The organism is Micromonospora sp. NPDC004336 (genome assembly GCF_053602615.1).
This window is the reverse complement of the sequence record NZ_JBSGDY010000036.1, coordinates 1-21174: the sequence shown is the minus strand read 5'-3', so window position 1 is coordinate 21174 and position 21174 is coordinate 1. Positions and strand designations below refer to the sequence as shown.

15 protein-coding genes are annotated in these 21174 nt (G+C 73.5%); 10 read left to right on the top strand and 5 right to left on the bottom strand.

Features of this window, described 5'->3' with window-relative positions; translation table 11 throughout:
• Positions 1-85: 85 nt before the first annotated feature.
• Positions 86-727 (bottom strand): NAD(P)H:quinone oxidoreductase, encoded by a 642-nt coding sequence (gene wrbA, locus ACWENR_RS10810; protein ID WP_452276810.1) that lies wholly within the window; start codon positions 725-727, stop codon positions 86-88.
• Between the two features lie 295 nt (positions 728-1022).
• Between wrbA and ACWENR_RS10805 the strand changes: the two genes are divergently transcribed.
• Positions 1023-2237 carry an MFS transporter gene (locus tag ACWENR_RS10805; protein WP_452276809.1) on the top strand — a complete coding sequence of 405 codons (1215 nt, stop codon included), beginning with the start codon at positions 1023-1025 and terminating at the stop codon, positions 2235-2237.
• A gap of 76 nt (positions 2238-2313) precedes the next feature.
• Here the strand turns inward: ACWENR_RS10805 and ACWENR_RS10800 are convergent, their stop codons facing one another.
• From ACWENR_RS10800 to ACWENR_RS10790, 3 genes are read right to left on the bottom strand one after another with little or no spacing between them, the layout of a single operon-like run.
• The gene (locus ACWENR_RS10800; protein ID WP_452276808.1) at positions 2314-3459 is read right to left on the bottom strand and encodes an ABC transporter ATP-binding protein; all 1146 of its coding nucleotides are present in this window, start codon (positions 3457-3459) and stop codon (positions 2314-2316) included.
• Positions 3456-5204, bottom strand: a complete 1749-nt coding sequence (locus tag ACWENR_RS10795) for an ABC transporter permease (RefSeq protein ID WP_452276807.1) — start codon at positions 5202-5204, stop codon at positions 3456-3458. Before ACWENR_RS10795 ends, ACWENR_RS10800 begins: the two co-directional genes overlap by 4 nt.
• Complete coding sequence (locus ACWENR_RS10790; RefSeq protein ID WP_452276806.1) at positions 5201-6268, bottom strand: ABC transporter substrate-binding protein; 1068 nt, start codon at positions 6266-6268, stop codon at positions 5201-5203. Before ACWENR_RS10790 ends, ACWENR_RS10795 begins: the two co-directional genes overlap by 4 nt.
• A 201-nt stretch (positions 6269-6469) precedes the next feature.
• Here ACWENR_RS10790 and ACWENR_RS10785 point away from each other — a divergent pair, with 201 nt between their 5' ends.
• The 8 genes from ACWENR_RS10785 to ACWENR_RS10750 all read left to right on the top strand — a co-directional run bounded on the left by ACWENR_RS10785 (position 6470) and on the right by ACWENR_RS10750 (position 12959).
• Positions 6470-7273, top strand: coding sequence for a sensor histidine kinase (locus ACWENR_RS10785; RefSeq protein ID WP_452276805.1), 804 nt, complete (start codon positions 6470-6472; stop codon positions 7271-7273).
• Complete coding sequence (locus tag ACWENR_RS10780; protein ID WP_452276804.1) at positions 7270-7968, top strand: response regulator transcription factor; 699 nt, start codon at positions 7270-7272, stop codon at positions 7966-7968. Before ACWENR_RS10785 ends, ACWENR_RS10780 begins: the two co-directional genes overlap by 4 nt.
• 751 nt (positions 7969-8719) lie before the next feature.
• The gene (locus tag ACWENR_RS10775) at positions 8720-9862 is read left to right on the top strand and encodes a LamG-like jellyroll fold domain-containing protein (RefSeq protein WP_452276803.1); all 1143 of its coding nucleotides are present in this window, start codon (positions 8720-8722) and stop codon (positions 9860-9862) included.
• Between the two features lie 4 nt (positions 9863-9866).
• A complete protein-coding gene (locus ACWENR_RS10770) occupies positions 9867-10412 on the top strand; it encodes a hypothetical protein (RefSeq protein WP_452276802.1) in 546 nt (181 codons plus the stop codon).
• Entirely contained in the window at positions 10406-11164 is a 759-nt protein-coding gene (locus ACWENR_RS10765) for a hypothetical protein (RefSeq protein ID WP_452276801.1), read from the top strand. Before ACWENR_RS10770 ends, ACWENR_RS10765 begins: the two co-directional genes overlap by 7 nt.
• Complete coding sequence (locus tag ACWENR_RS10760; protein ID WP_452276800.1) at positions 11161-11772, top strand: hypothetical protein; 612 nt, start codon at positions 11161-11163, stop codon at positions 11770-11772. Before ACWENR_RS10765 ends, ACWENR_RS10760 begins: the two co-directional genes overlap by 4 nt.
• A gap of 3 nt (positions 11773-11775) precedes the next feature.
• Positions 11776-12393, top strand: a complete 618-nt coding sequence (locus ACWENR_RS10755; RefSeq protein WP_452276799.1) for a hypothetical protein — start codon at positions 11776-11778, stop codon at positions 12391-12393.
• Positions 12390-12959 (top strand): hypothetical protein, encoded by a 570-nt coding sequence (locus ACWENR_RS10750; RefSeq protein WP_452276798.1) that lies wholly within the window; start codon positions 12390-12392, stop codon positions 12957-12959. Before ACWENR_RS10755 ends, ACWENR_RS10750 begins: the two co-directional genes overlap by 4 nt.
• A gap of 313 nt (positions 12960-13272) precedes the next feature.
• On the opposite strand, the gene ACWENR_RS10745 is transcribed toward ACWENR_RS10750, so the two are convergent.
• The gene (locus ACWENR_RS10745; protein ID WP_452276797.1) at positions 13273-18861 is read right to left on the bottom strand and encodes a hypothetical protein; all 5589 of its coding nucleotides are present in this window, start codon (positions 18859-18861) and stop codon (positions 13273-13275) included.
• Between the two features lie 134 nt (positions 18862-18995).
• On the opposite strand from ACWENR_RS10745, the gene ACWENR_RS10740 reads away from it, so the two are divergent.
• On the top strand, positions 18996-21149 hold the full coding sequence (locus ACWENR_RS10740; protein WP_452276796.1) for an LppU/SCO3897 family protein: 2154 nt from the start codon (positions 18996-18998) through the stop codon (positions 21147-21149).
• The last annotated feature ends 25 nt before the right edge of the window (positions 21150-21174 follow it).

Sequence of the window (21174 nt, the reverse complement as noted above, 5' to 3'; positions counted from 1 at the left end):
CCGAGCCGTAACGGTCACCCGAGCCGACCGTCGGCGCCGGCCGACGGCGAGCGGTCGCGCGGGACGGGGCGCCGAGCCGTAGCGGTCACCCGAGCCGACCGTCGGCGCGGGCGGCGGCGAGCGCGGCCGCCACGCGGGCGAGGCGGGCGCCCTGGAAGCGGGCCGCCTCGAGGACGGCCTTGACGTACTCGGGATCCCGGCCGGCGCGGCTCTCCACCTGGCTGACGCCGTACGGGTTCCCACCGGCGGCGTGGGCGGTGTCGTAGTTCAGGTAGCCCGTCGGCACGATGATCGACCCCCAGTGGTGGAAGGTCTGGTAGAGGCTGAGCAGGGTCGCCTCCTGGCCGCCGTGTTCCTCGTAGGTGGCGGTGAAGCCGGTCGCCGGCTTGTCGGCCAGTTCCTCCGCCTGCCATGGGGCGGTCGTGGTGTCGAGGAACTGGCGCAGCTGGGAGCAGACGTTGCCGAACCGGGTCGGCGTGCCGAAGGCGTAGCCGTTGGCCCACCGGAGGTCGTCCAGGGTGGCGAGGGGGATGTCGGCGGTCGCGTCGAGGTGGGCCCGCCACTGGGGCTTGGCATCGATGACCCGCTCCGGTGCCAGCTCCGCCACCCGGCGCAGGCGGACCTCCGCGCCGGCGTCGGTGGCGCCATCGACGAATGCCTGGGCGAGTTGGTGCACGGTACCGGTTGCGGAGTAGTAGATGACGGCGATCCTGGCGTCCGCCTGCATGGTTGCCTCCTTTGGTCGGCTTGGGCTTGGGACCAACCCTGCCGAGCGGGCTTACTGGCCGCTTACCGTCGGCTTTCCAATGCCGTCAGGCGCGGGATCGCGGAGGTCGAGCCACGGCCACGACCGTCCGCGCGCGTGGGCCGGGTGGCTGTCGACGCCGACGCCTCTCCGCCAGCCCCGACGGCCCTGCGCGGCGGTGGGGTTTCCGGCGCTCGCGACGCGTACGTCAGGCGACCGTCAGTCGGCGGTAAGGGCGCTGGGCAGGCTCGATCCAACCGACGGACGGAGGAATGCGATGGATCACCTACAGCGCAGCGCGGCCAGTCGCCCGAGCGGACCGCCCGGGCCGGCGCGGGTGGCCACACCCTGGCTCGCCCTGCTGGCCGGCCCGCTGTCGTACGGGATCGCCGGGCCGGCCCTCATCCTCGACGACGTGGCACGGGCGATGGGCGCCGGGGAACGGACGGCGGCCTCCGCCGTGACGGCCTTCGGCTGGGGAATCGCGTTGGGCACGCCCCTGTTGGCGGCGCTGCTGGCCCGCCGCGGCGTCCGGGCGGCCCTGACCGTCGCGACCGCGCTGGTGGTGGCGGGGACGGTCCTGCTCGTGCTGAGTCCGAGCGTGCCGGTGCTGGTGGTCGGCGCGGGGGTGCAGGCCCTGGGGTCCGCCGGGCTCACCGTGACGGCGATGAAACTGGCCGACTCGGCTCGGCGGATGGGGGTGGTGACCGCGTCGCTGGCGGTCGTCGGCTCCACCGGCCCGCTGACCGGCGCGCTGGTGGCCGACGCTCTCTCCTGGCAGGCGGTGCTGGCGTTGCCGCTGCTGGCGGTGCTCGCCGTGCCCGCGGCGCGGCGCGGCGAGTCACCGCGGGAAGCGGCGACGGCGCCGTTCGATCCGCTCGGGATGGCGCTGCTCGCCCTGCTGGTCACCGCGGCGGTCCTCGCTCCGCACCGGCCGCTGGTGGCCGGCCCGGCCACGGTCGCGCTGCTGCTGGTGCTCGCGGTCCGGACGAGGGCGCGCCCCGACGGTTTCCTGCCCGCCGCGGTGGCCCGCAACGGCCGGTTCCTCGCGGCCTCCGCGCTGGCCTTCGCGCTGGGCGTGTTGAACTTCGGCCTGCTCTACACCGCGCCGGACCTGCTGCGGGAGCACGCGGGATGGGACGGCGCCCGCAGCGGGGTCTGGCTGCTGGCGCCGTACCTGCTCGGCGGCTTCGGCTCGGCGTTCCTGGTCGCGGCGTCCGCGCGGGCGCCGCACCGGGTGGTGGCCGGCGCGCTGCTCGCCGCCGGCGCCGCCGCGCCGCTGCTGGCGGCGGCCACCACCGTCGTACCGCTGCTGCTGGCGGCGATGGCGCTCGGCTCCCTGGCCGCCTCGACCGGCCAGGGCGTGCTCGCCCTGCGAGCGGCCGGCGTCGTGCCCGCCTCGCACGAGGCCGAAGCCCTGGGGCTGTTCAACCTCGCCTACCTGCTCAGTGTCGCGTTCGGACCGGCGATCGCCGTGGCGCTCTCGCGCTGACCGGGGTGGGAACCGGACCGACGCGCAGCGGCCGACCGGGATCCGCGCGGCCCGGGGCGGCCGGGCCCCGCGCGGGTCAGTCCCGGGTCAGCAGGTACGCCCGGTCGGGATCGAACGTGACGTCGACGGCGGCGCCCTCCGGCACGGCGTCGCGCGGGTCCACCCCCTGCTCGGTCACGGTGATGGTGCCACCGGTCGTCTCGACCTCGTAGTCGATGCTCGGCCCGTGGAACGTCGAGCGCAGCACCGCGCCGAGGCCGGTGCCGCCGTCGGTCACCGGGCTCAGCCGGATCGTCTCGGGCCGCACCATCAGGTACGCGTCGGTGCCACCCGAGGCGACCTTCGGGTGCGCCCGCACGGTGAGCTGCCGGCCGAGTACCGTCACCGTCGCCACCGAGCCCTCGACGCGTTCGGGTACCGCCTCGATGAAGTTGGCCTGCCCGATGAAGTCGGCCACGAAGACGCTTGCCGGTCGGGCGTAGATCTCACCGGGCGTGGCGACCTGCTCCACCCGGCCCTTGTTCATCACCACGATCCGGTCCGACATGCTCATCGCCTCGTCCTGGTCGTGCGTGACGTAGAGCGCGGTGATGCCGAACATCCGCTGGATCCGCCGGATCTCGGCCCGCATCGAGTTGCGCAGCTTGGCGTCGAGGTTGGACAGCGGCTCGTCGAAGAGCAGCACCTTGGGCTGGAGCACCAGCGCGCGGGCCAGCGCGACCCGTTGCTGCTGCCCGCCGGAGAGCTCGTGCGGGCTGCGGTCCTCCAGGCCGACGAGGTTCATGCTCGTGACGGCCATCCGCATCGCGTTGGCGATCTCCTCCTTCCTGCGGCGTTGCAGACGCAGCCCGTACGCGATGTTCTGCGCCACGTTCAGGTGCGGGAACAGCGCGTAGCTCTGGAACACCATGGCCATCGGTCGCCGCTGGGCGGGCACCCGCTCGATGTCCCCGCCGTCGAGGCGGATGACGCCGCTGGAGACCTCCTCGAAGCCGGCCACCATGCGCAGCGTGGTCGTCTTGCCGCAGCCGGACGGGCCGAGCAGGGTGATGAACTCCCCCGGCGCGATGTCCAGGCTCACCTGGTCGACCGCGACCACGGTGCCGGTGCGGCTGTGGAACCGCTTGGTCAGCTCCTGCAACTCCAGCCGGCCGGCGGTGGACTCCGGCAGCGGTGCGCCGGCCGGCTCGACGAGCGGCCCCCCGATGGACGTGACGGTCATTTCTTCTGCCTTTCCGAGGTGGCCGTACGTTGCAGCGCGGCGCCTCCGCCGACGACGAGGCGGATCAGGCCGAAGCCGGCCAGGACGATCGCGGTCAGCACGGTGCAGTAGGCGAACGCCACACCGTAGCGGCCGGTGCTGGCGGCGCTCAGCACCTGCGAGGTGATGATCTTGGTTTCCGGGGTGACCAGCAGCACGATGGTCGACACCGAGGTCATGCTGCGGGCGAAGCTGTAGCTCAGCCCCGTCAACAGCGCCGGCCGGATCAGCGGCAGGGTCACCCGACGGAACGTCTGCAACGGGGACGCGCCCAGGTCCGTGGACGCCTCCTCGATGTACGGGTGCAGTTGGCTCAGCGCCCCGACCGCGGTGCGCTGACCGGCCGGCACGCTGCGGACCACGTACGCCAGCACGATGGCGAGGGCGCCCGCGGCCACCGCGCTGCCACCCACCAGGCTGGGGAACACCTTCAGGTCGCCGAGGTACCGCTCCGGCCGGTACGCCAGCACGAACCCGATGCCGAGGACGGTGCCCGGCACCGCGACGCCCAGCGTGCCGCCCAGGTCCAGCAGCCACGCCGTGCGGCGCAGGTGCCGGACCACCAGCCACGCCACCACCAGCCCGACGATGCCGGCGATCGGGGTGGCGATGGCGGCGAAGGTGAGGGTGTCGAGCACCGCCTCCACGCCGACGCCGGCCACCACCTCCCGCAGGTATTCCAGCGTGAACGTGTTGTCGACGCCGAACACCCTGGTCATCGAGCCGACGAGCACGGTGCCGTAGACGCTGACGATCACCGCGGCCACGAACAGCGCCAGCGCGTACACCGGCCAGCGGCTCCAGCCACGGATCAGGTGCACGCTGCCCGACGGGCGACCGGTGATGGTGGTGCGGACCTTACGGCTGAGCCACCACCGCTGGGCGAAGTACATCGCGACCGACGGCACCAGCAGGATGACGCAGTACACCGAGGCGCTGGTCAGGTCGTACTCGCCGGTGACCGACAGGTAGGCCCGGCTGGCCAGCACCGTGTAGTCGCCCCCGAGGACCAGCGGGTTGGCCAGGTCGGCGATCGCCTCGACGAACAACAGCAGGAACGGCGCCACCAGCCCCGGCGCCAGCAGCGGCAGGATCACCGTACGCAGGATCCGCCAGCGGCCGGCGCCCATGTTCATGGCCGCCTCCTCCAGCGCCGGGTCCAGTGCCCGCAGCATGCCGAGCAGCCCCAGGTAGGCCACCGGGAACAGCGACAGGGAGAGCACGAACACGAGCCCGTCGAGGCCGTAGATGTCGTACTCCAGCCCGAAGATGCCGTGGCTGATGACGCCGCGCCGGCCGTACAGCACGACGGTCGCCGTCGCCACCGCGAACGGCGGGCTCACCACCGGCACCATCGCGATCACGTGCAGGATCCTCTTGCCCGGCACGTCCAGGCGGGCCTGGACGAAGGCGAACAGGAAGCCCAGCGCCGTGCCACCGGCGCCGACCAGCGCGCCGAGCACCAGTGTGTTCCGCAGGATGCCCAGGTCGACGTCCGAGGTGAAGAACTCCGCGTAGCGCGGCAGCGCCTCCGGGGCGAAGGCGGTGGCCAGGACCGCGACCAGCGGAACGACCGCGCCGATCCCCACCAGCAGCACGCTGACGGCGATCAGCACCCGGATCCCCGCGTCGGTCCTGCGGCGTCGCGGCGTGCTGTTCCGCACCGGCGAGGTGTCCGGTTCCCGGTCCGACAGGAGCACGGTCATGCCTTCGGCGCCTGCGCGACTTCGGCGTCGAACCGCTTGTTCAGGGCAGTCTTGGCCTCGCCGGCGGCGACGGCGTCGTAGTCGACGAGCTTGATGGCGTCGAGCTTCACCACCTTCTCGGACACCTTCGCCTCCGGGTGGGTCGGGAACTGGTACGACTTCACGGTCGGGCCGACCTCCTGCGCCTCGGTGGTCAGCGCCCAGTCGACGAACTTCTTGCCGCTCACCGGGTTCTTGGCGCCCTTGACCAGGGCCACGCCGCCGGTCTCGTAGCCGGAGCCCTCGGCCGGGAAGGTCACCTTCAGGTCCGGGAAGCCGGCCTCGATGGTGGCGACGCAGTCGTGGGAGAAGATGATGCCCACGGCCACCTCGCCCCGGGCGGTCATCTGCGCCGGCGCGGAGCCGGACTTGGTGTACTGCAGGACGTTCGGGTGCAGCTTGCGCATGAACTCCAGCGCCCTGGCCTGGTCCCCACCGGCCAGCTGGACCTGCGTCCACAGCGCCGTGTAGGCGGTGCCGGACGTGGACGGGTGGGCGATGCCGACCTCCTTGGCGAGCTTCGGGTTGAGCAGGTCCGCCCAGGACTGCGGCACCGGCACGCCCTTCTCCGCCAGCACCTTCTCGTTGCTGCAGAAGCCCAGCGCGCCGACGTAGACGCCGGTCCACGCGCCGGAGGGATCCTTGTACTTGGCCGGGATGGCGGCGGCGTTCGGTGAGACGTAGGGCTCCAGCAGGCCCTCGGCGCTCGCGGCCGAGTAGCCGTCAGCCGGTCCGCCGTACCAGACGTCGAACTCGGCGTTGCCCTTGCCGGCCTTGATGCGGGCGAGCGCCTCGCCGCTGGACAGCCGCACGAAGTCGGCCTTGAGCCCGGTGGTCGCGCTGAACCTCCTGGTGGTGGCGGCGCACCAGTCCTCGGTGGCGCCGCAGGCCACGTGCACGACGCCGCCGTCGGTGGCGGCGTTGTCCGTGGCGGCCCCCTCCCGGGCGCAGCCCGACGCGGCCACGCCGGTGGCCAGCAGCGCGGCGGTGATCGTGGCCAGCCGGCGCGAGAGTCTCGTGCTCACGGCATCGACCTCCTCTATTTCGATGAGCGATGGGCTCTGCCAAGGGCAATGTTTCGGTCACGTTAGGACGGTGTGACCGGCGCCTCGGTGACATCCGCGTGAGTGTCGGTGACGCTCCCGTCACCAACCGGGGCGGTCGAACCTCGGCCCTGCGTCGTACGGTGGCCGGGCACGATCCTGCGACCGTGGACGAGGGTGGTTGTGGCTGGCTGGTGGCTGGTGACGGCGGCGCTGGCCGGAGCCGTCGCGGGTGCGGGTACGACGGCGGCCGTGCTGCGCCGACGGACGAACCGGTGGCGGAACGAGCTCGCCACGCTGGAACGGTTGGCGCAGCGGCGGGCCGACCAGGTCAACGCGCTCAGCCACGAGCTGCGCACCCCACTAAGCATGATCAAGGGCGCGGTCGACCTGCTGCGCGAGGGCACGCCCGGCCCGCTCACCGCGGCGCAGCACAAGTTCCTCACCGTGGTCGGGCACCAGTCGACACAGGTGATCGGCCTGTGCGAGAGTCTGCTGCTGCAGGCGAAGATCGAGGCGGGGCTGTTCACTCCCCGGCTGGAGAAGGTCGATGTCGCCGCGGTCGCCCGCGACGTCGTCGCCGCCATGCGCTCGCTCTGCGACCAACGCGACCAACGGATCACATTGGACACTCCGCAGGTGATGCCCCGGATTCCCGCGGATCCCCTGCTGCTCACCCAGGCCCTGACCAACCTGCTGTCCAACGCGAGCCGCTTCACCACCACGGGCGGCAGGATCCACGTCCGGGTGATGACCATGGATACCGGCGTGGCGGTCTACATTACCGACGACGGCGCCGGGATGACCCGGACGGAGCGGGAACGGCTGTTCCGGCGCTTCGCCACCGGGCGTCCGCTCGCCGACGGGACCGGGCTCGGCCTGGTCATCACCAAGACGATCGTGGAACTACACGGAGGCGAGATCATGGTGCATACGGCATCGGCGCGCGGAACGACGTTCCTGCTGACCCTGCCGGACCGGTCGTGACCGCGCCGACGCGACCCACCGCGCTCATCGTCGACGACGAGCCGCAGATGGCGGTGATCGTCGAGTTCGCCCTCCAGACGCAGGACTTCCACGTCCTCACCGCGCACGACGGGGCGACCGCGCTGCACCTGCTGCGGACCAACCAGGTCGACCTGGTCATCCTCGACATCATGATGCCGACCATGGACGGGCTGACGCTCTGCGAGCGCATCCGGGCCCGGTCGCAGGTGCCCATCATGCTGCTGACCGCCCTCGCCCAGCACGACGACGTCATCAGCGGCCTCGAACACGGCGCCGACGACTACGTGACGAAGCCCTTCCACCCGCGCGAGGTCGCCCTGCGGGCCCAGGCGCTGGTGCGGCGTCGGCGCGAGAGCGGCAGCGTCATCCGGGTCGGCGACCTGGTCATCGACCCCGGCACGCAGACCGTCACGCTGCACGACCGCCGGATCGACCTGCCGTTCACCGAGTTCAAGCTCCTGGTCCACCTGGCCAACCGGCGCGGCGTGCCGCAGTCCTGGCAGGAGCTGCTGCGCACTGTCTGGGGCACAACGAATCTCATCGGAGGTCGTGACGCCGTCAAGTCCACCGTGTACCGTCTGCGTTCACGCCTGTCCGTGCTCCCCGGCGGGGCCGGTTACCTGCGTACGCTGCGCGGCGTCGGCTACTTCATGCCTGACGTCCCCACGACATAGTCGTCGACGGCCCGCGCGCGGCCAGTGAACCGGTCGGCCGGACCGGCGAACGGTGTCACCCCCGATCGGCGCCAGTGGCCGGCATCCGACCGGACGATGCGCACCGCTTTCTGTTGATGAGGTTCCGGGCCTGACCGGCACCGGCGACGCCCACGGCATCCGACCAGCGGTGCCCCGGGGTCGCCGGGCCGTCTTCCACCCGGCGGACCGTTGGAACGTATGGAAGGCAGCGAAGATGATCTGCTCGGCATGCGGCACCGACCAGGACGAGGTCGACAGCGGATACTGCGTCAACCCGTCGTGCGGCGTCCGCCTGGACCAGCCCGCCGGACCGGAGCCGGCCGACGAGCCGGAACCACCCGGGAAGAGCGGCCCAGCCGGGCCGGAGGGCTCGCCGGTGGCCGGAGCCGAACCGGACAGCCGGCCCGGGTCCGATCGCGACGTGTCCGGGGAGCCGCCGGAGTCCGGCCGCACCCGGCCGACCGATCCGCGGCGGACCGAGCCCGCGAGCACGTCCGGATCCGGCCCGGCGCACCGGCCCGGAAGCGACGACCCGTCGCCCGGTCCCGATCGTGCCGAGGTAGCGACGCAGCACCGGCCGGCCGATGCCGACGAGGAGACCGAGCAGCGGACGACGCCCGCCGGCGCGGTGGAATCCGGTTGGGGCGCCGGGCCGGCGTGGGGCGGGCATTCCGGGCAGCTGGAGCCCGGACGCGGCGGGCCACCCGACCACCCCGTACCGTCCCACCCGTTGGACCGGATCGATCGGATCGACCGACGCCAGCCCGGCGACGAGCCGACCCAGCCGACCGGAGTCGGACCGGCCGACCAGGGCGAGCCACCGGCATCGCCGGAAGCGACGCCGGCCCCTCCGCCCGACCGGGAGGACTCCGCCACCGGTACGGCGACGGCGGTGGCCGCCGCGTCGCTGCCGCACGTGCCGCGCGCGTCGGGGGCGCACCGGGCCGAGGCGCCGCCGCGCGCGCCCCGGCGCCACACCACGGCCGTTGTCGTGGCCGGAGCGCTGGTGCTCGCTCTCGCGGCCGTCGTCGCCGGCTGGCAGGTGGTGTCCCGGCCGACCGTCGAGCAGCGGGCCGAGCCGGACACCGTCATCGAGCCGGTCGCCGACGGCGACACCTCCCCGAGCAGCGCCGAACCCACACCGACGGTCGAGGCGTCGGCCTCGCCGACGGCGACCGCGCCGCCGGTCGCCGGTGACTCGCCAGGGCCGCAGCGGACCACCGCCGCCCGCACGGCGCCCCGCCCCGCCAACGTCGTCCGGTTCGCCCTCGACGGCGCCCGGAAGCGGGAGGCGAAGTGCCCGCAGGGAGTCACCTGGTCGTCGGACCGCACGCACGGCCCTTCCGCGGTCTTCGACCACGGCGGGCGGCACTGCCTGACCTCCGGCCCGGTGGTCGACACGGCGGGCGACTTCACGGTGTCGGCCTGGATCAAGCTCGGCGTACGCCCCAGCGACCTGTCGATGACCGCGGTCTCCCAGGACGGGCAGACGCAGAGCGGCTTCTACCTCCAGTACAGCGGCTTCCACCGGGCCTGGGCGTTCAACCGGATGAGTGCCGACGTGATGAACCCGAACGGGAACGCGACGGCCACCTCCTCCGCGCCGGTGACGCTCGAATGGACTCACCTGACCGGCACCTACCACGCGGGCAGCAAGACGCTCCAGGTCTACGTCAACGGCGTTGCGGGCACCGCCGTCCAACAGCACTCGGCGTGGCGGGCCACCGGGTCGCTGGTCATCGGCCGGGCCATGTGGAACGGCGAGCGGGGCAACTTCGTCCACGGTCAGGTCGCCGACGTACGCGTCTGGAACCGCACGCTCAGCGCGCAGGAGGTGTCCCGCCTGCCGGGATCCGCATCGGCGGCGGGCTGAGGCGATGCGGCGACCATGGCCGCGGCTGCTCCTGCCGGTCGGGCTGTACCAGGGCGCGTTCCCGGACGCCGACGGTGCGGGCGAGCGGCACGAGGTACGCGTCGCCGACCGAATGCTGGAGCTGCCCGGGGCGCAGTTCGCCTGCTGGCGGGACCCGGCCGGCGCGGCGGACGCGGCCGACCTGCCGGCGCTGCGCGAGCGCGGCCTGCTGGTCGACGTCGCACCGGACCGGGAGGCGGCGCTCGCCTTCGCCCAGGGCTGGCGGGTCACGCCGCTGCTGTTGGGGCTCGGCCACAGCCGGCTCGTCCCGGACCACTTCGGCATCGGGCTGCCCGGCCACGAGCGGGTCACGGTGACACCCCTGGCGTACGAGGTGTGGGTTCGCTCGGCGGTGTCCCCGTCGCTCTGGGCGGCCTGCGCCTCGCTGGCCGACTTCGGCGTGCTCGCCGGCATCGACGTGACCGACCCGGCGACCGTGCTGGGGGCCGTGCTGCCGGAGCTGCCCGGGCTGGTGGCCGCCACCGCCGCCGCACTGGAGCCGGCGTGGTGACGCCGGGTACGGACGACCCGCTCCGGGCCGACGTCGGCGCACCGGAGCGCGACCGCCCGCACCGGGGCGGCGTCGGCGCACCGGAGCGCGACCGCCCGCCCCGGGCCGACGCCGGCGCACCGGAGCGCAACGGCCCGCTGCTGCTGCCCGTCGGGCACTACGTCGCCGGTCAGGGCCTGGAACACTGGGTGCGGGTCGGCGCGCGGACGATCCGGATCCGCGGTGACGACGCCGTCGCCGTCTGGTGGCTGGCCCACGGCCTCACCGACCAGGCGACGCCGTGGACGGCCCGCGTGGTGGCGGAGCACGCGGGCCTGCCCGCCGATCGCTTCACCGGGGCGACGACCGAGCTGCGGCAGGCCGGCCTGCTGCGCGAGGTGGATCCGGCCGACGACCGTGCCGCCGAGCGGTTCGCCCGCCGGCATCGGCTGCACCCGTTGCAGCCCGGGCTGGGGGCCCATCCCGAGCTGCCCGGCTGGTACGCGATCGGGCTGCCCGACGTGCCGGAGGCGGCCGTGGTGGTGCCCCGGTTCGCCTTCGAGGTGTGGCAGTGGGCTCCGGCGGCGGACAGCCTGTGGCAGGCCTGTGAGGCCATCGCCGTCTGGGAGGACGAGCTCGCCGACCCGGACGACCCGGCGGCGGCCGACGACGCCGAGCCGCTGTCCGTGCTGACCGACCTGTTGTACTGTCTGCACCCCCTGCTGGCCGGGCACGCGGCCTACCTGGACGAACGGATAGGAGATCCGGAGTGAGCGGCCTCCCTGGGACCAGCCCGCCCTGGCCGACGACCCGCTCGGCGTGGGAGTGCCAGGCGTTCCTGACGTTGACCCCCTGCCCCGGCTGCGGCGGGCCCGGGCTGCGCCCCACCGAGATCGCCACGCTCACCGGGGACGCCGGCAGGCGGTGGGAGTACCAGGCCGCCTGCGGCCGGTGCGGACGCGCCGAGACGTTCACCTTCGCGGTCGCCGTCGAGCGCGCGCCGGCCTATCCCGGGTTCGGCGGCGCGACGCCGTCCCAACTGCTCGACGCCGGGCAGTTCCTCGTCCTGGCCGAGGCCGTCGCCGACGCGGTGCCCGCCGACCCGTACGACATCGACCCGCCGGACCCGGACGCGGTGGGCACCGTCGAGGCGGAGCTGGCCCGGGCGCGCGACGACATCGGCGTCGCCGTCGCGGCGGTGAGCGAGTGCCTCAAGTTCGTGCCCGCCGGCGCCGCCGCGGTGCCCCGCTCGGCGCTGTGGAGCCCGGCGGGGCTAGCCCGCTTCGACGCCGACCCGGAGGCGTTCGAGCGCCGGCAACTGCTCTCCACGCTGGGCGCCTTCCGCGAGGTCCAGTGGGCGTACTCGCGGGTGGGAGGCTGAGCCGTGACACAGGCGGACGCGCTGGTGTTCCCGATCGGGCAGTACGGCGGCTCCACCGGCCCGCCGGGCGACCCGGCCACCCGGTACGACATCCGGGTCGGCGACCGCCCGTGCTCCCTGGACGCGGGCCGGTTCCTGATCTGGTTGTCCGCGCACGGGACGCCCGGCACGCGGCGCTGGACCGCGCGGGCGCTCACCGAGTCGCTCGCCGCCGCCGGCGCGGCCCCCGCCCCGGACGAGCTGGACGCGCTGTACGCCGACGGCCTGCTTGCCCGGGTCGACCCGCGTCAGGCGGTGTCGTTCGCAGCCGGGCACCAACTGACGCCGCTGGTGCTCGGGCTGGGCGAGGACGGCGACGAACCGGGCGCCTACCCGCTTGGCCTGCTGGAGCAGCCCCTGGTCGCGGTCGCCGGCCCGCTGTTCCTGCTCTGGGCCTGGTCTGCCGTGGAGGACGACCTGTGGTCGGCCTGCCGGCGACTCGCCGACGACGTCGGCACCGGCCCGGACGTCGTCGACGACCCGGCCCTCACCGATCCGGAGGAGGTGCTCGCGGGCATGCTGGAAGGGGTGCACGGCCTGCTCAGCTGCGGAGCCGCCTACCTGGACCGGGTGCCGTCGTGACGGCCCTGGTCATGCCGCTGGGGCACTACCTCGGCGAATACCGGGACGGCGACGGCGACCTCCAGCCGGGGCACATGATCCGCATCGGCGAGGAGACGACCGCCCTGACCGGTCCGACGGAGCTGTCCTGCTGGGCGCTGGCGCACGAGCGACCGGACCCGACCTTCGACGCCGCCGTGGTCGACACCCTCGGCACCGAGGGTCCGGAGGTCGCCGCCGGCCTGCTACGCGCCGGGCTGCTGCGGCGGGTGCCGGATGACGAGTCGGAACGCCGGTCCTTCGCCCGCGCCCACCGGCTGCGTCCCCTGCTGACGGCGCTCGGCCGGCTGGACGGCGACCCCGAGCGCTACGCGATCGGCTTCGCCGGCCAGGTCACCGCGGTGGTCGACGCGCAGACGCGCGACCTGTGGTGGTGGGCCGGCCCGTCGAGGAACCTGTGGGAGCTGTGCGTGCGCGTCGGCGCCGCCCACGCGCGCCGGCCGGAGACGGTCCTGGAGTACTTCCTGGCCCACGCTCACGATCTGCTGGCCGGCGGGGCCGCCTATCTGGACGTGGCGCCAGGATGAGCCCGGCCCGGGGTGCGAACGTTGCGGCGGATTCCCGCACCCCAGGCCGGTGCCCATACGCTAGACCGCGACCGCCGGCCTGGCGGTGACACGACGGTGATCGCCAGGTGACGCCGTCGTCACCGGGCGACGTCACCCGGTGACCCAGGCCCACCGAGGCCGGCACCGCCCACCTCGATGCCATCTCTTTCGATGCTGTTGTCCCCGGGGCTTTCAGGGGCGGCCCGGTTCAGGGTCTCCTCGACGTCGGGGCTGCGCTGGGAGCCGGCGGTGTCGAGGGCGGCTCCGTGGCGACAGCGGTCGCGGACGACCCTTACCCACGCAGACCCAATGCGATCGCCGACGACGGTGCCGGGGGCGGCCCGACGGGCGGCGGCGCGGAACCACCAGGAGCAGGGCCGCCAGACCCGGGGCCGTCCTGGTCGGGGCCGTCCTGGTCGGGGCCGTCCTGGTCGGGGCCGTCCTCATCCGGGCCGTCCTGGTCGGGGCCGTCCTCATCCGGGCCGTCCTGGTCAGGGTCGGCGGCAAGGCCGGGTCCCGACACCAGCGGCAGATCGTGCGCCTGCACGCCGCGTGGGATGTTGCCGGATGCCGGTCGGATGTCCTGCACACCGGGCGGCAGCCAGCCACCGCTCTCCTGCACCTCAAGCAGAATCACCGAGAACAGGTCTGCCAGCCGCGCCGGATCGAGCATTGCCTGCGGCGCGATCAGCAGTCGACGGGTGACTTCCCCGGGCGATGCCGGGCGTAGCTGCCCGTCCAGGCCGATCGGCAGCGGTGCCACCTCGAACCTCACGAACTCGCTGTGCTGGCCCACCACGTGCCCGTCGACGGCTCGCACCTCGACGGTGAACCGCAACGTGTCCTCGTCCTGGAACTCGACCATCCGCAGCGGCTCGTCCAGCCCCACCCGGCCGTTGTCGGCCATCCGCTGCAGGGCGACCGTAACCCTGTTCCGCACCGAGTTCTCGGCCAAGCTCTCGACCAGCGCGTCGCGGACCGGCCCGGCGTTCACCTGATCCGGATCGAGCCTGCTCAGCCTGCGCAGCGTCCACAGCGACGGGGTGCTCCGCCCATAGCGGCGCCACAGGTACTCCTCGACGGTCTTCCAGCGCGCCTCGACCACGGACACGCCCGTCGCGGCGGCGGGCTCCGCGTCGCTGTCGCCGTTGCCTCGATGAGGTTCGAGCAGACCCATGGCGGCGAGCTCACGCACCAGCTCGGCCTCCAACTGATCCACGGGAAGACCGGTAAGCGGAGGTGCGTTCCGCTCGGCGAGTCGTGCGGCGCGTTCGAGATCGACGAGCCGTTCATGGACGCGCCGCATCGCGGCCCGGTCGGCCGTGTTGGGCGTGCCCAGCTCCGGCCGGTTGGGGCCCGGGCGCAGCACCGACGGCCGGTTGCGCCCCAGGTGGTCACGCAGACCGGCGTTGAAATAGCGCAGGTCGCGGCCCCCCTGTATCAGGCGGTCGCGCCGGCTGGGCGTACCGTCGTCGGAGTAGGTCACCTCCGGCGGTGCGAGCCGGGCGACAGCCCTCGACCCCGCGCCCAGCAGCGTGTCGTGAAAGAGCTGCCCCTGGGCCCGGGCCACCCGGTCCGCCTCACGGTCGCGGCTGCTCCGGTAGCCGACCACCGGGGCCGGCTTGATCCTCGCGGCGGCTATCTTCACCGTTTCGCCCAGCCCCGCCGCCATCTGCGCCATGCCCACCAGGGAGTCCGGCCGGGTAGCCATGTCCGCATGCAACGCCTTGCGGGCCTGGGCCCGCTTGTGCGCCGGTGCCCACACCCGCATGGGTGTCTCGCCGACCGCCAACAAGCCGGCGTACTTGGCCGAGCCCAGGAGCATCCTGGTCAGCAGCGGGCGCGCGGCGCCGAAGGGCCCCACCAGCAGAGCCCCGCTGATCAGGGCGACAGCCAGTCGCCCGAGAATTGCGGGCCCGTGCTTGTACAGGAGCTGTGACCGCCAGTAGACCTCGTTCGGCCGGCCGGCAAGCCTGTCCGTCACGCGCTGCCGGGCCGCGTCTCCCAGCCCTGCCGGGGTCGACGAGGCCAGACGTATCAGGATCCGGTCGTTGGTCTGCCGGACGAATCGCCATGACGATCGCCTCGGACGCGGCTCAGCGGACCGCTCGGTGAGATCGTTTCCCCACACCAGCTTCTCGATGACATCGATGTCCTGCAGCGCATCCTCGATCGCGCGCCGCGCGTCCCACGCATCTACCGCCTGCCGGTCGGCGACCTCGTCGAGCTTCACCCGGCTCCAGCCCACGCCGTAGAGGGGGCCGTATCCCACGACGTTGATCGCCCCGTTGGCGACGGTGAACCTGAGCGCGAGTGCGGCCTCGTCCGGCGGTTGGCTCTTCATCGTGCTCAGGGCGATCTGCATGAGAACCGAATTCACGCTGGCCGGCACCTGCTGCGTCGTGACACGCCCCATGTTGTCGAAGAGCCGTGGCGCGCCCGACGCGTACCCCCGGCCGGTCATGGTGTAGGTGACCGGTTGGCCGTCCACCCAGGAGACCGGCGGGTCGCCGGCGCGGCGGAAGAGCTGGAGCCTGCGCCGGCGGTACTCCATGTCCGCCAGCTTGTGCTCGACCTCGTCGGCCATCGTGTTCTGTGCCTCGGTCAGGTCGGCGCGCAGCTGCCGCAGCAGCTCCATCAGCCGCATCCGCTCCTGAGGGTCGAGTGCGCCGCCCTCGTCACGCAGCTTCCGCAGCGTCTCGTGCAGCTTGGTGAGGGGGTAGGTCAACATGCCGGCGGCGCTGTTGCGGCGCGAGTCGGGCGATAGCGACACCTCGTGTTTTTCCTTGGCGGATGCCTCGCGCTCCGGTCTGTCCTTGACGTAGTCCGCTTCGGCCTGGCCGAAGCCCGTGCCGCCTATCTCCGCCCCGAGGACGTACGCGGAGAGCGCCAGCTGCGCCATCCGGCCCTGCACCGGCGGACCGTCGAAGTCGTCGGGGTCGGCCCCCCACAGTGGGACCGCGCTGGCGACACCGCCACCCGCCGCGCCCCCCAGACGCTTCGCCCAGTTCTCGCCCCTGTCGGGGTGCGTGATCCAACGGTAGACGCTGGGCGCTATCTCGGGGCTGGGTAATGCGAATTGGACGGGGGCGCTCTGGCTGGCGACGATGCCGGCGGCCTTGTTGTCGGCGAAGGCCTGACTTCCGTCCCGAACGAAGGCGCGGTTTCTGGTCATCTCGGTCTGATCCGGCGTCCGCTCGGCATACGGATTCGTGTCCATCGCGTACAGCCAGGCCCCGCTGGCGCTGAGCATCCGCCGGAACTGGTGGAACCCGAGTCCGGGCGTGGCCGGGTCGGGCGGTCCGATCAAGGGTCGCAGCGGCCGGGCGAACAACCGGTGCAGGGGTACGCGCTGCGTCGGGCCCGCGTCGGCGTTCAACATGCCGAGCAACGGGTCGGTGACGACCGCACGAACGCCCCGGAACCGGGTCAGAACCCCGACCGCCAGCTCCTTCCTCAGCTTCCAGTTCGCCAGCGTGGTCATCCGCTCGTCGTCGGTCGCTGACACCCCCACCGCCCGGAACCGGCGCAGCAACTCGGCCGCCATGTGGTTCATGGCGATCCGCTCCACCCGAGGGGCAAGCTCCCGGAGGCCGAACAGCGTGTTCAGCTGAGCCGCCGTCCGGGTCACCGCTCTGGAGGCCGGATCCGCGTCGGGCTCGCCCCGCAACAGCGCGAGTTCGGCGAGCGTGCCGGCGACGTCGATGGTGACCGCCTGGTCACTGGCGTCAGAGCGGACGACCACCGTCAGCGCCCCGTCCCTGCCGGTCTCCAGTCGAACGGCACTCCCGGGCACCGCCTGGGCGTCGTCGACCCGGACCGGGATCTGGAACGTCGCGTTCCGTTGGCCGTCGGAGGCAGGCAGCTGCACGGTCAATAACGGCCCGCCGCTGTCCTGGAGCAGTTCGACGCCGGTGATCGCGGCGTCCGGCCGGGACGCATACCGGCGCGCCTGGGCGTCGACCGCGGCCAGCACCTTCTTCCCGTCGGCGGCGCTGCGGGTGTCCAGCATCCGCAACGCGATCAGCCGATGGTCCCGCTCGTTGGTGATTCTCCCGGCCAGCTTCGGGCGCCGTCGGGCGCTGTCAGGCTGGTCAGTGAGCAGACCCATCTCGGTCAGGAGCCGCACCACCCGGCCTGACGAATCGTGCGACCTCTCGTGGGCGGCCGCCCGTGTCAGCCGCCGCCACCGGGAGTTGTCGCCACCGGACAATCGCCACGGGCCGATCCGCAGCCACCCGGGCCTCCTCTCGGAGTCGGTCGAATCACCGCTCCACAGACCCCGCTGGGAGAACCAGACCTTCTCGCCGCTCTCCGCTATGGCGTCCATCAGCAGCGCGGCGTCCAACTCGGGCGTTCCGATCAGTGCCGCCGAGATCTCCACCACGGTGGTCGGAAACGCGACCGACGCGGAGCTGTCCGCGTCGGACGGCACCCGCACGGTGTACGACACGCCCTCCGGCAACGACGCGAACCGAAGCTCGACATCGAAGGAGTGCCGGTACGGATCCTCCGCCCAGGCCCGGGACTTGAACCGGACTGTCCGCGTTCCGCGAGACGCTGTCCCCTTCTGCGCCGACCCGCTGTCCGGCTCCCCACGTACCAGCTCGACGCTGCCCCAGCCGGCGTCCACGTTCCTGACCGCCTCGTCGAGCATGCGGTCCAGGGCGGCCTCGTCCATCGAGTCCAGGCGGGTCGCGCGGTTCGCCTCGTCGACCGCACGGCCGACGGCCCCTGTCAGGACCATCCGATCGGCCTCGAGTGCCCTTCTCGTCTCCAGCACAGCGGCCAACGCCTTGGAGCGCGTCTCGTCCTGAGGGCCGGCCATCGTCGCCAGTAGGGTGTCGACCGCGGCCCTGGCCTGGATGGCGCGTTGGCTCACCTGCTCCGCCAGCGGCGAGAGCCCGAGACGTGTGCGATCGGCCACGCTGTCGCTGGCGGTGACGGCCCTGCCCGCCTCGTCCAGTTCGATCCAGGTCTCAAGCATGGCGCCTCGCTCACGAGACAACCACTTACGGAGTTCGTCCGCCAACTTCACCGCGTTGGCGAAGTCCGGCAGTATCGCCCTTGCCGATCCCGAGGTATCGGCGCTGGCCAGTCGTTCGGCCAATCGCTGGCGCTGCTGGGTGACCGCCTGTACGCGCCGGTCTACCTGGCTGGCGACCGTGTGAAGCGCCGTTTCGGCCTGCACCGCCGTGTCCGGAGATGTCGCTTGCGCGAGCGTTTGGCGTGCGTCGTTGTAGGTGCCTTCGAGGTTCCTGACCACCTCGTCGGCGGTGGCAAGCTGCTCCAGCACCGGGGCCAACGATCTCTGTAGTTCGGCCAGGCGGAGTCCGGCGTCGATCCTCGCTCCGACGAGGGCCACCCGGTGTGCCGGGGTGAGGTCGCTGCTCGCGCCGGCCGCCCATACCCTGTCGCGCGCGGCCCGAAGTTGGGCGGTGGCTTCCGCGCTCCGTCCGGCAAACGAGCCGGCCTGAACGCCGAGCCTGGTGAACACCTCCCGGTGGTTTCGGGTGATGCGCAGCATGTTGTCGATTTCCAGGGCCGCGTCCAGCTCCTGCGAGAGGACCGTGCGGAGCGTCGCACGGCTCTCCGCGGGGAGCTTCGTGCCTTCCTCATCAAAGAGCTTCGCGATCGCCGCGTGAACGTCGGTGTCGAGTGCGGCGATCGCGGCTTCGTCGACACCCCCGGAGCGCAACGCCGCCGCGAGCCGGTCCGCCGCGGGCAGCAGGTCCCGCCGCAGCGCCGCCGCGACCTTCTCCGCCTCCTCGACCTCATCTGGTCTACCGCGATGCACGCCGTCGGTCGGGGCGATGCCGGCTGCCACAGCGTCGAAGTGGGCCATCACGGCGTAGACGCCGTCCAGGGTGGCCTCGGCCATCCTGATCTCCGGCGGCCGGGGGTCGCGGTCGCGCGGGTCCTCGTCGCCGCCCCAGCCCTGCGTACCGGTCGGGCCGCCCGGCCCGCCATGACCGCCCGACCCGGCTCGGTCCTCCTGGCTCTGCGTGCCGTCGGGTGTGTCGGGCGCCGGCGGCGCGTCGGTCAGCTCGGCTGACCCCTGCTCGGTCCGGTCCCGCCCGGCCGTCGCCGTGTCAACCGACGCTGTACCGGCCGGCGCTGCGTCCACGCCGCCGGCCGACGGCCCAGCAGGACGACCCCGCCCGCTCCGGCGGCTGGCCTGCCGGACAGCAGGACGACCAGGCCCGCCCCGGCGGCTGGGCCGACGGCGCCGCACCCGGCGACCGGCCGCAGCACGACGACCCCAACCGCTCCGGCGGCTGGAACGCCCAGCAGGACGACCCCAACCGCTCCGGCGGCTGGAACGCCGACGGCGACCAGCGGCCGGGCGCGTCCTGGGCCCCGCCGCAGGACGCCCAGCCGCAGGGCGACGAGTGGCCTGCCCGGGACGAGCCGGTCCGGGTCCGGGCCGCCGCGTCGGTGCCGCAGCAGCCCGACGACCGGGACGCCAACGGCTGGGGTTCGACCGAACCGGCCGCCAGCCCGCCCGCCCGGGCGGCCGTCAGCGTTCCCGGTGACGGCGGCCAGCAGTGGGCCAACGGAGCGGAGAGCCTGCCGCAGCGGGCCGCCGCCAGCCCGGTCGTACCGGACGTCGAACCGTGGTCGGCGGACGAGGCGTGGGGCCGCGCCGAGACGGGCGAGCCGGCCGCGAGCCGCGCCGGCAACGGCTGGGAGGCGGACCGCGCCGAGGAGCCGCCGATCTACCAGCCCGCTCCGGGCCCCGGCATCTCGCCGGCCAACGCGGTGCCGCTGCCCCCGCAGGAGCAGCGGGTGCCCGGCGCCAGCCTGGCCGCCGCACCGCCGGCCGACTACGCCCCGCCGGCCCAGTTCGCGCCCGAGCAGTCCGCCCGGGACGGCGGCCTGCCCGCGTACGACCAGGAGCAGCCCGCGTGGGCGCAGCCCGGCTCCCGGCACGACGAGGCGCAGTCCCCGGCCGGGCCCGTGGTGCCCGGCCCGCGTACCTCGCCGGAGGCCGGCGGGCGGGCTGCCGTGCCGGCACCGGAGGGTGCCGACGCCGCGGGTGGCAGCGTCTCGGCGAGCGCCTCCGTGCCGCTGGCCAGCCGGGTGATGCCGCCGGCCGACCAGGCCCTGCTACCGGGCGGCACGCCCGCGCCGCAGCCCCGGGTGTACGGCCGGCCGGCCAACCCGGAGTCGACGGACGAGCCGGAGCGGGGCGAGCCCGACGGGCACCGGCCGGACCACGCGTCGTCGCCGTTCGACCAGGGCCCCGAGGCGCGCTTCGACCAGGGCCCGGACGCCCGGTTCGACCAGGACACCCGCTTCGGCCAGGCGCCGGACAACCGGTTCGACCAGGACCCGCGCTTCGGCCAGGCGCCGGACAACCGCTTCGACCAGGACACCCGCTTCGGCCAAGGGCCGGACAACCGCTTCGACCAGGACACCCGCTTCGGCCAGGCCCCCGAGCAGCGGTTCGACCAGGGGCAGGAGACCCGCTTCGACGAGCGGGACCGGGGGCCTGCCGCCTTCGGCGCACCCGCTCCCGCGTCGCCGGCCGCGCCCCCGGCCTTCCCGCCGGGCGTGCCGTCCTTCGTCGACGCCCCGGCGAGCGACCGACCCGTGAACGGGGTCCGGCCGCACAGCGACACGGACCGGCCGGGCGAGCACTTCGGCGCTCCGGCCGCCTCCGCGCCGCCCGGCTACGGGCCGGCCCCGACGGCCGAGCCGACGCCGGGTGGCGCCTTCCCGCCGGCGTTCCCGCCGCCCGGGCAGCAGTCCGGCCCGTCCTGGGACCAGGGCGACGCGGACCGGGAGCAGGGCCGGTTCGACTCGTTCAAGCCGATCGCCGAGCCGAAGACCGAGGCGCCCCCGCCGAAGGTGCGCAACGGGCGGGTGCTCGCCGCGGTGCTCGTCGCCGCGGTGTTGATCCTGGCGGTGCCGCTGGGCCTGCTCATGCTCCTCGGCAAGGTCGGCGGCGCCGAGGAGACCCCGGCCTTCGACCCGGCGGTCGGCAGTTGCGTCAAGCAGTCCGGCGCGGGCGCGGCGGCGGCGGACTGCGGCGAGGCCGGCGCGTTCACCGTGGTCTCCAAGGTGGACGCGAAGGACAAGTGCGCCGACCCGGCCCAGCCGCACGTGGTGCTCCCCGGCGACGGGGCGAACCGGGTGCTCTGCCTGAAGCCGGCCGGCAAGTAGCCACACCGCGACGGCGGGCCACGGG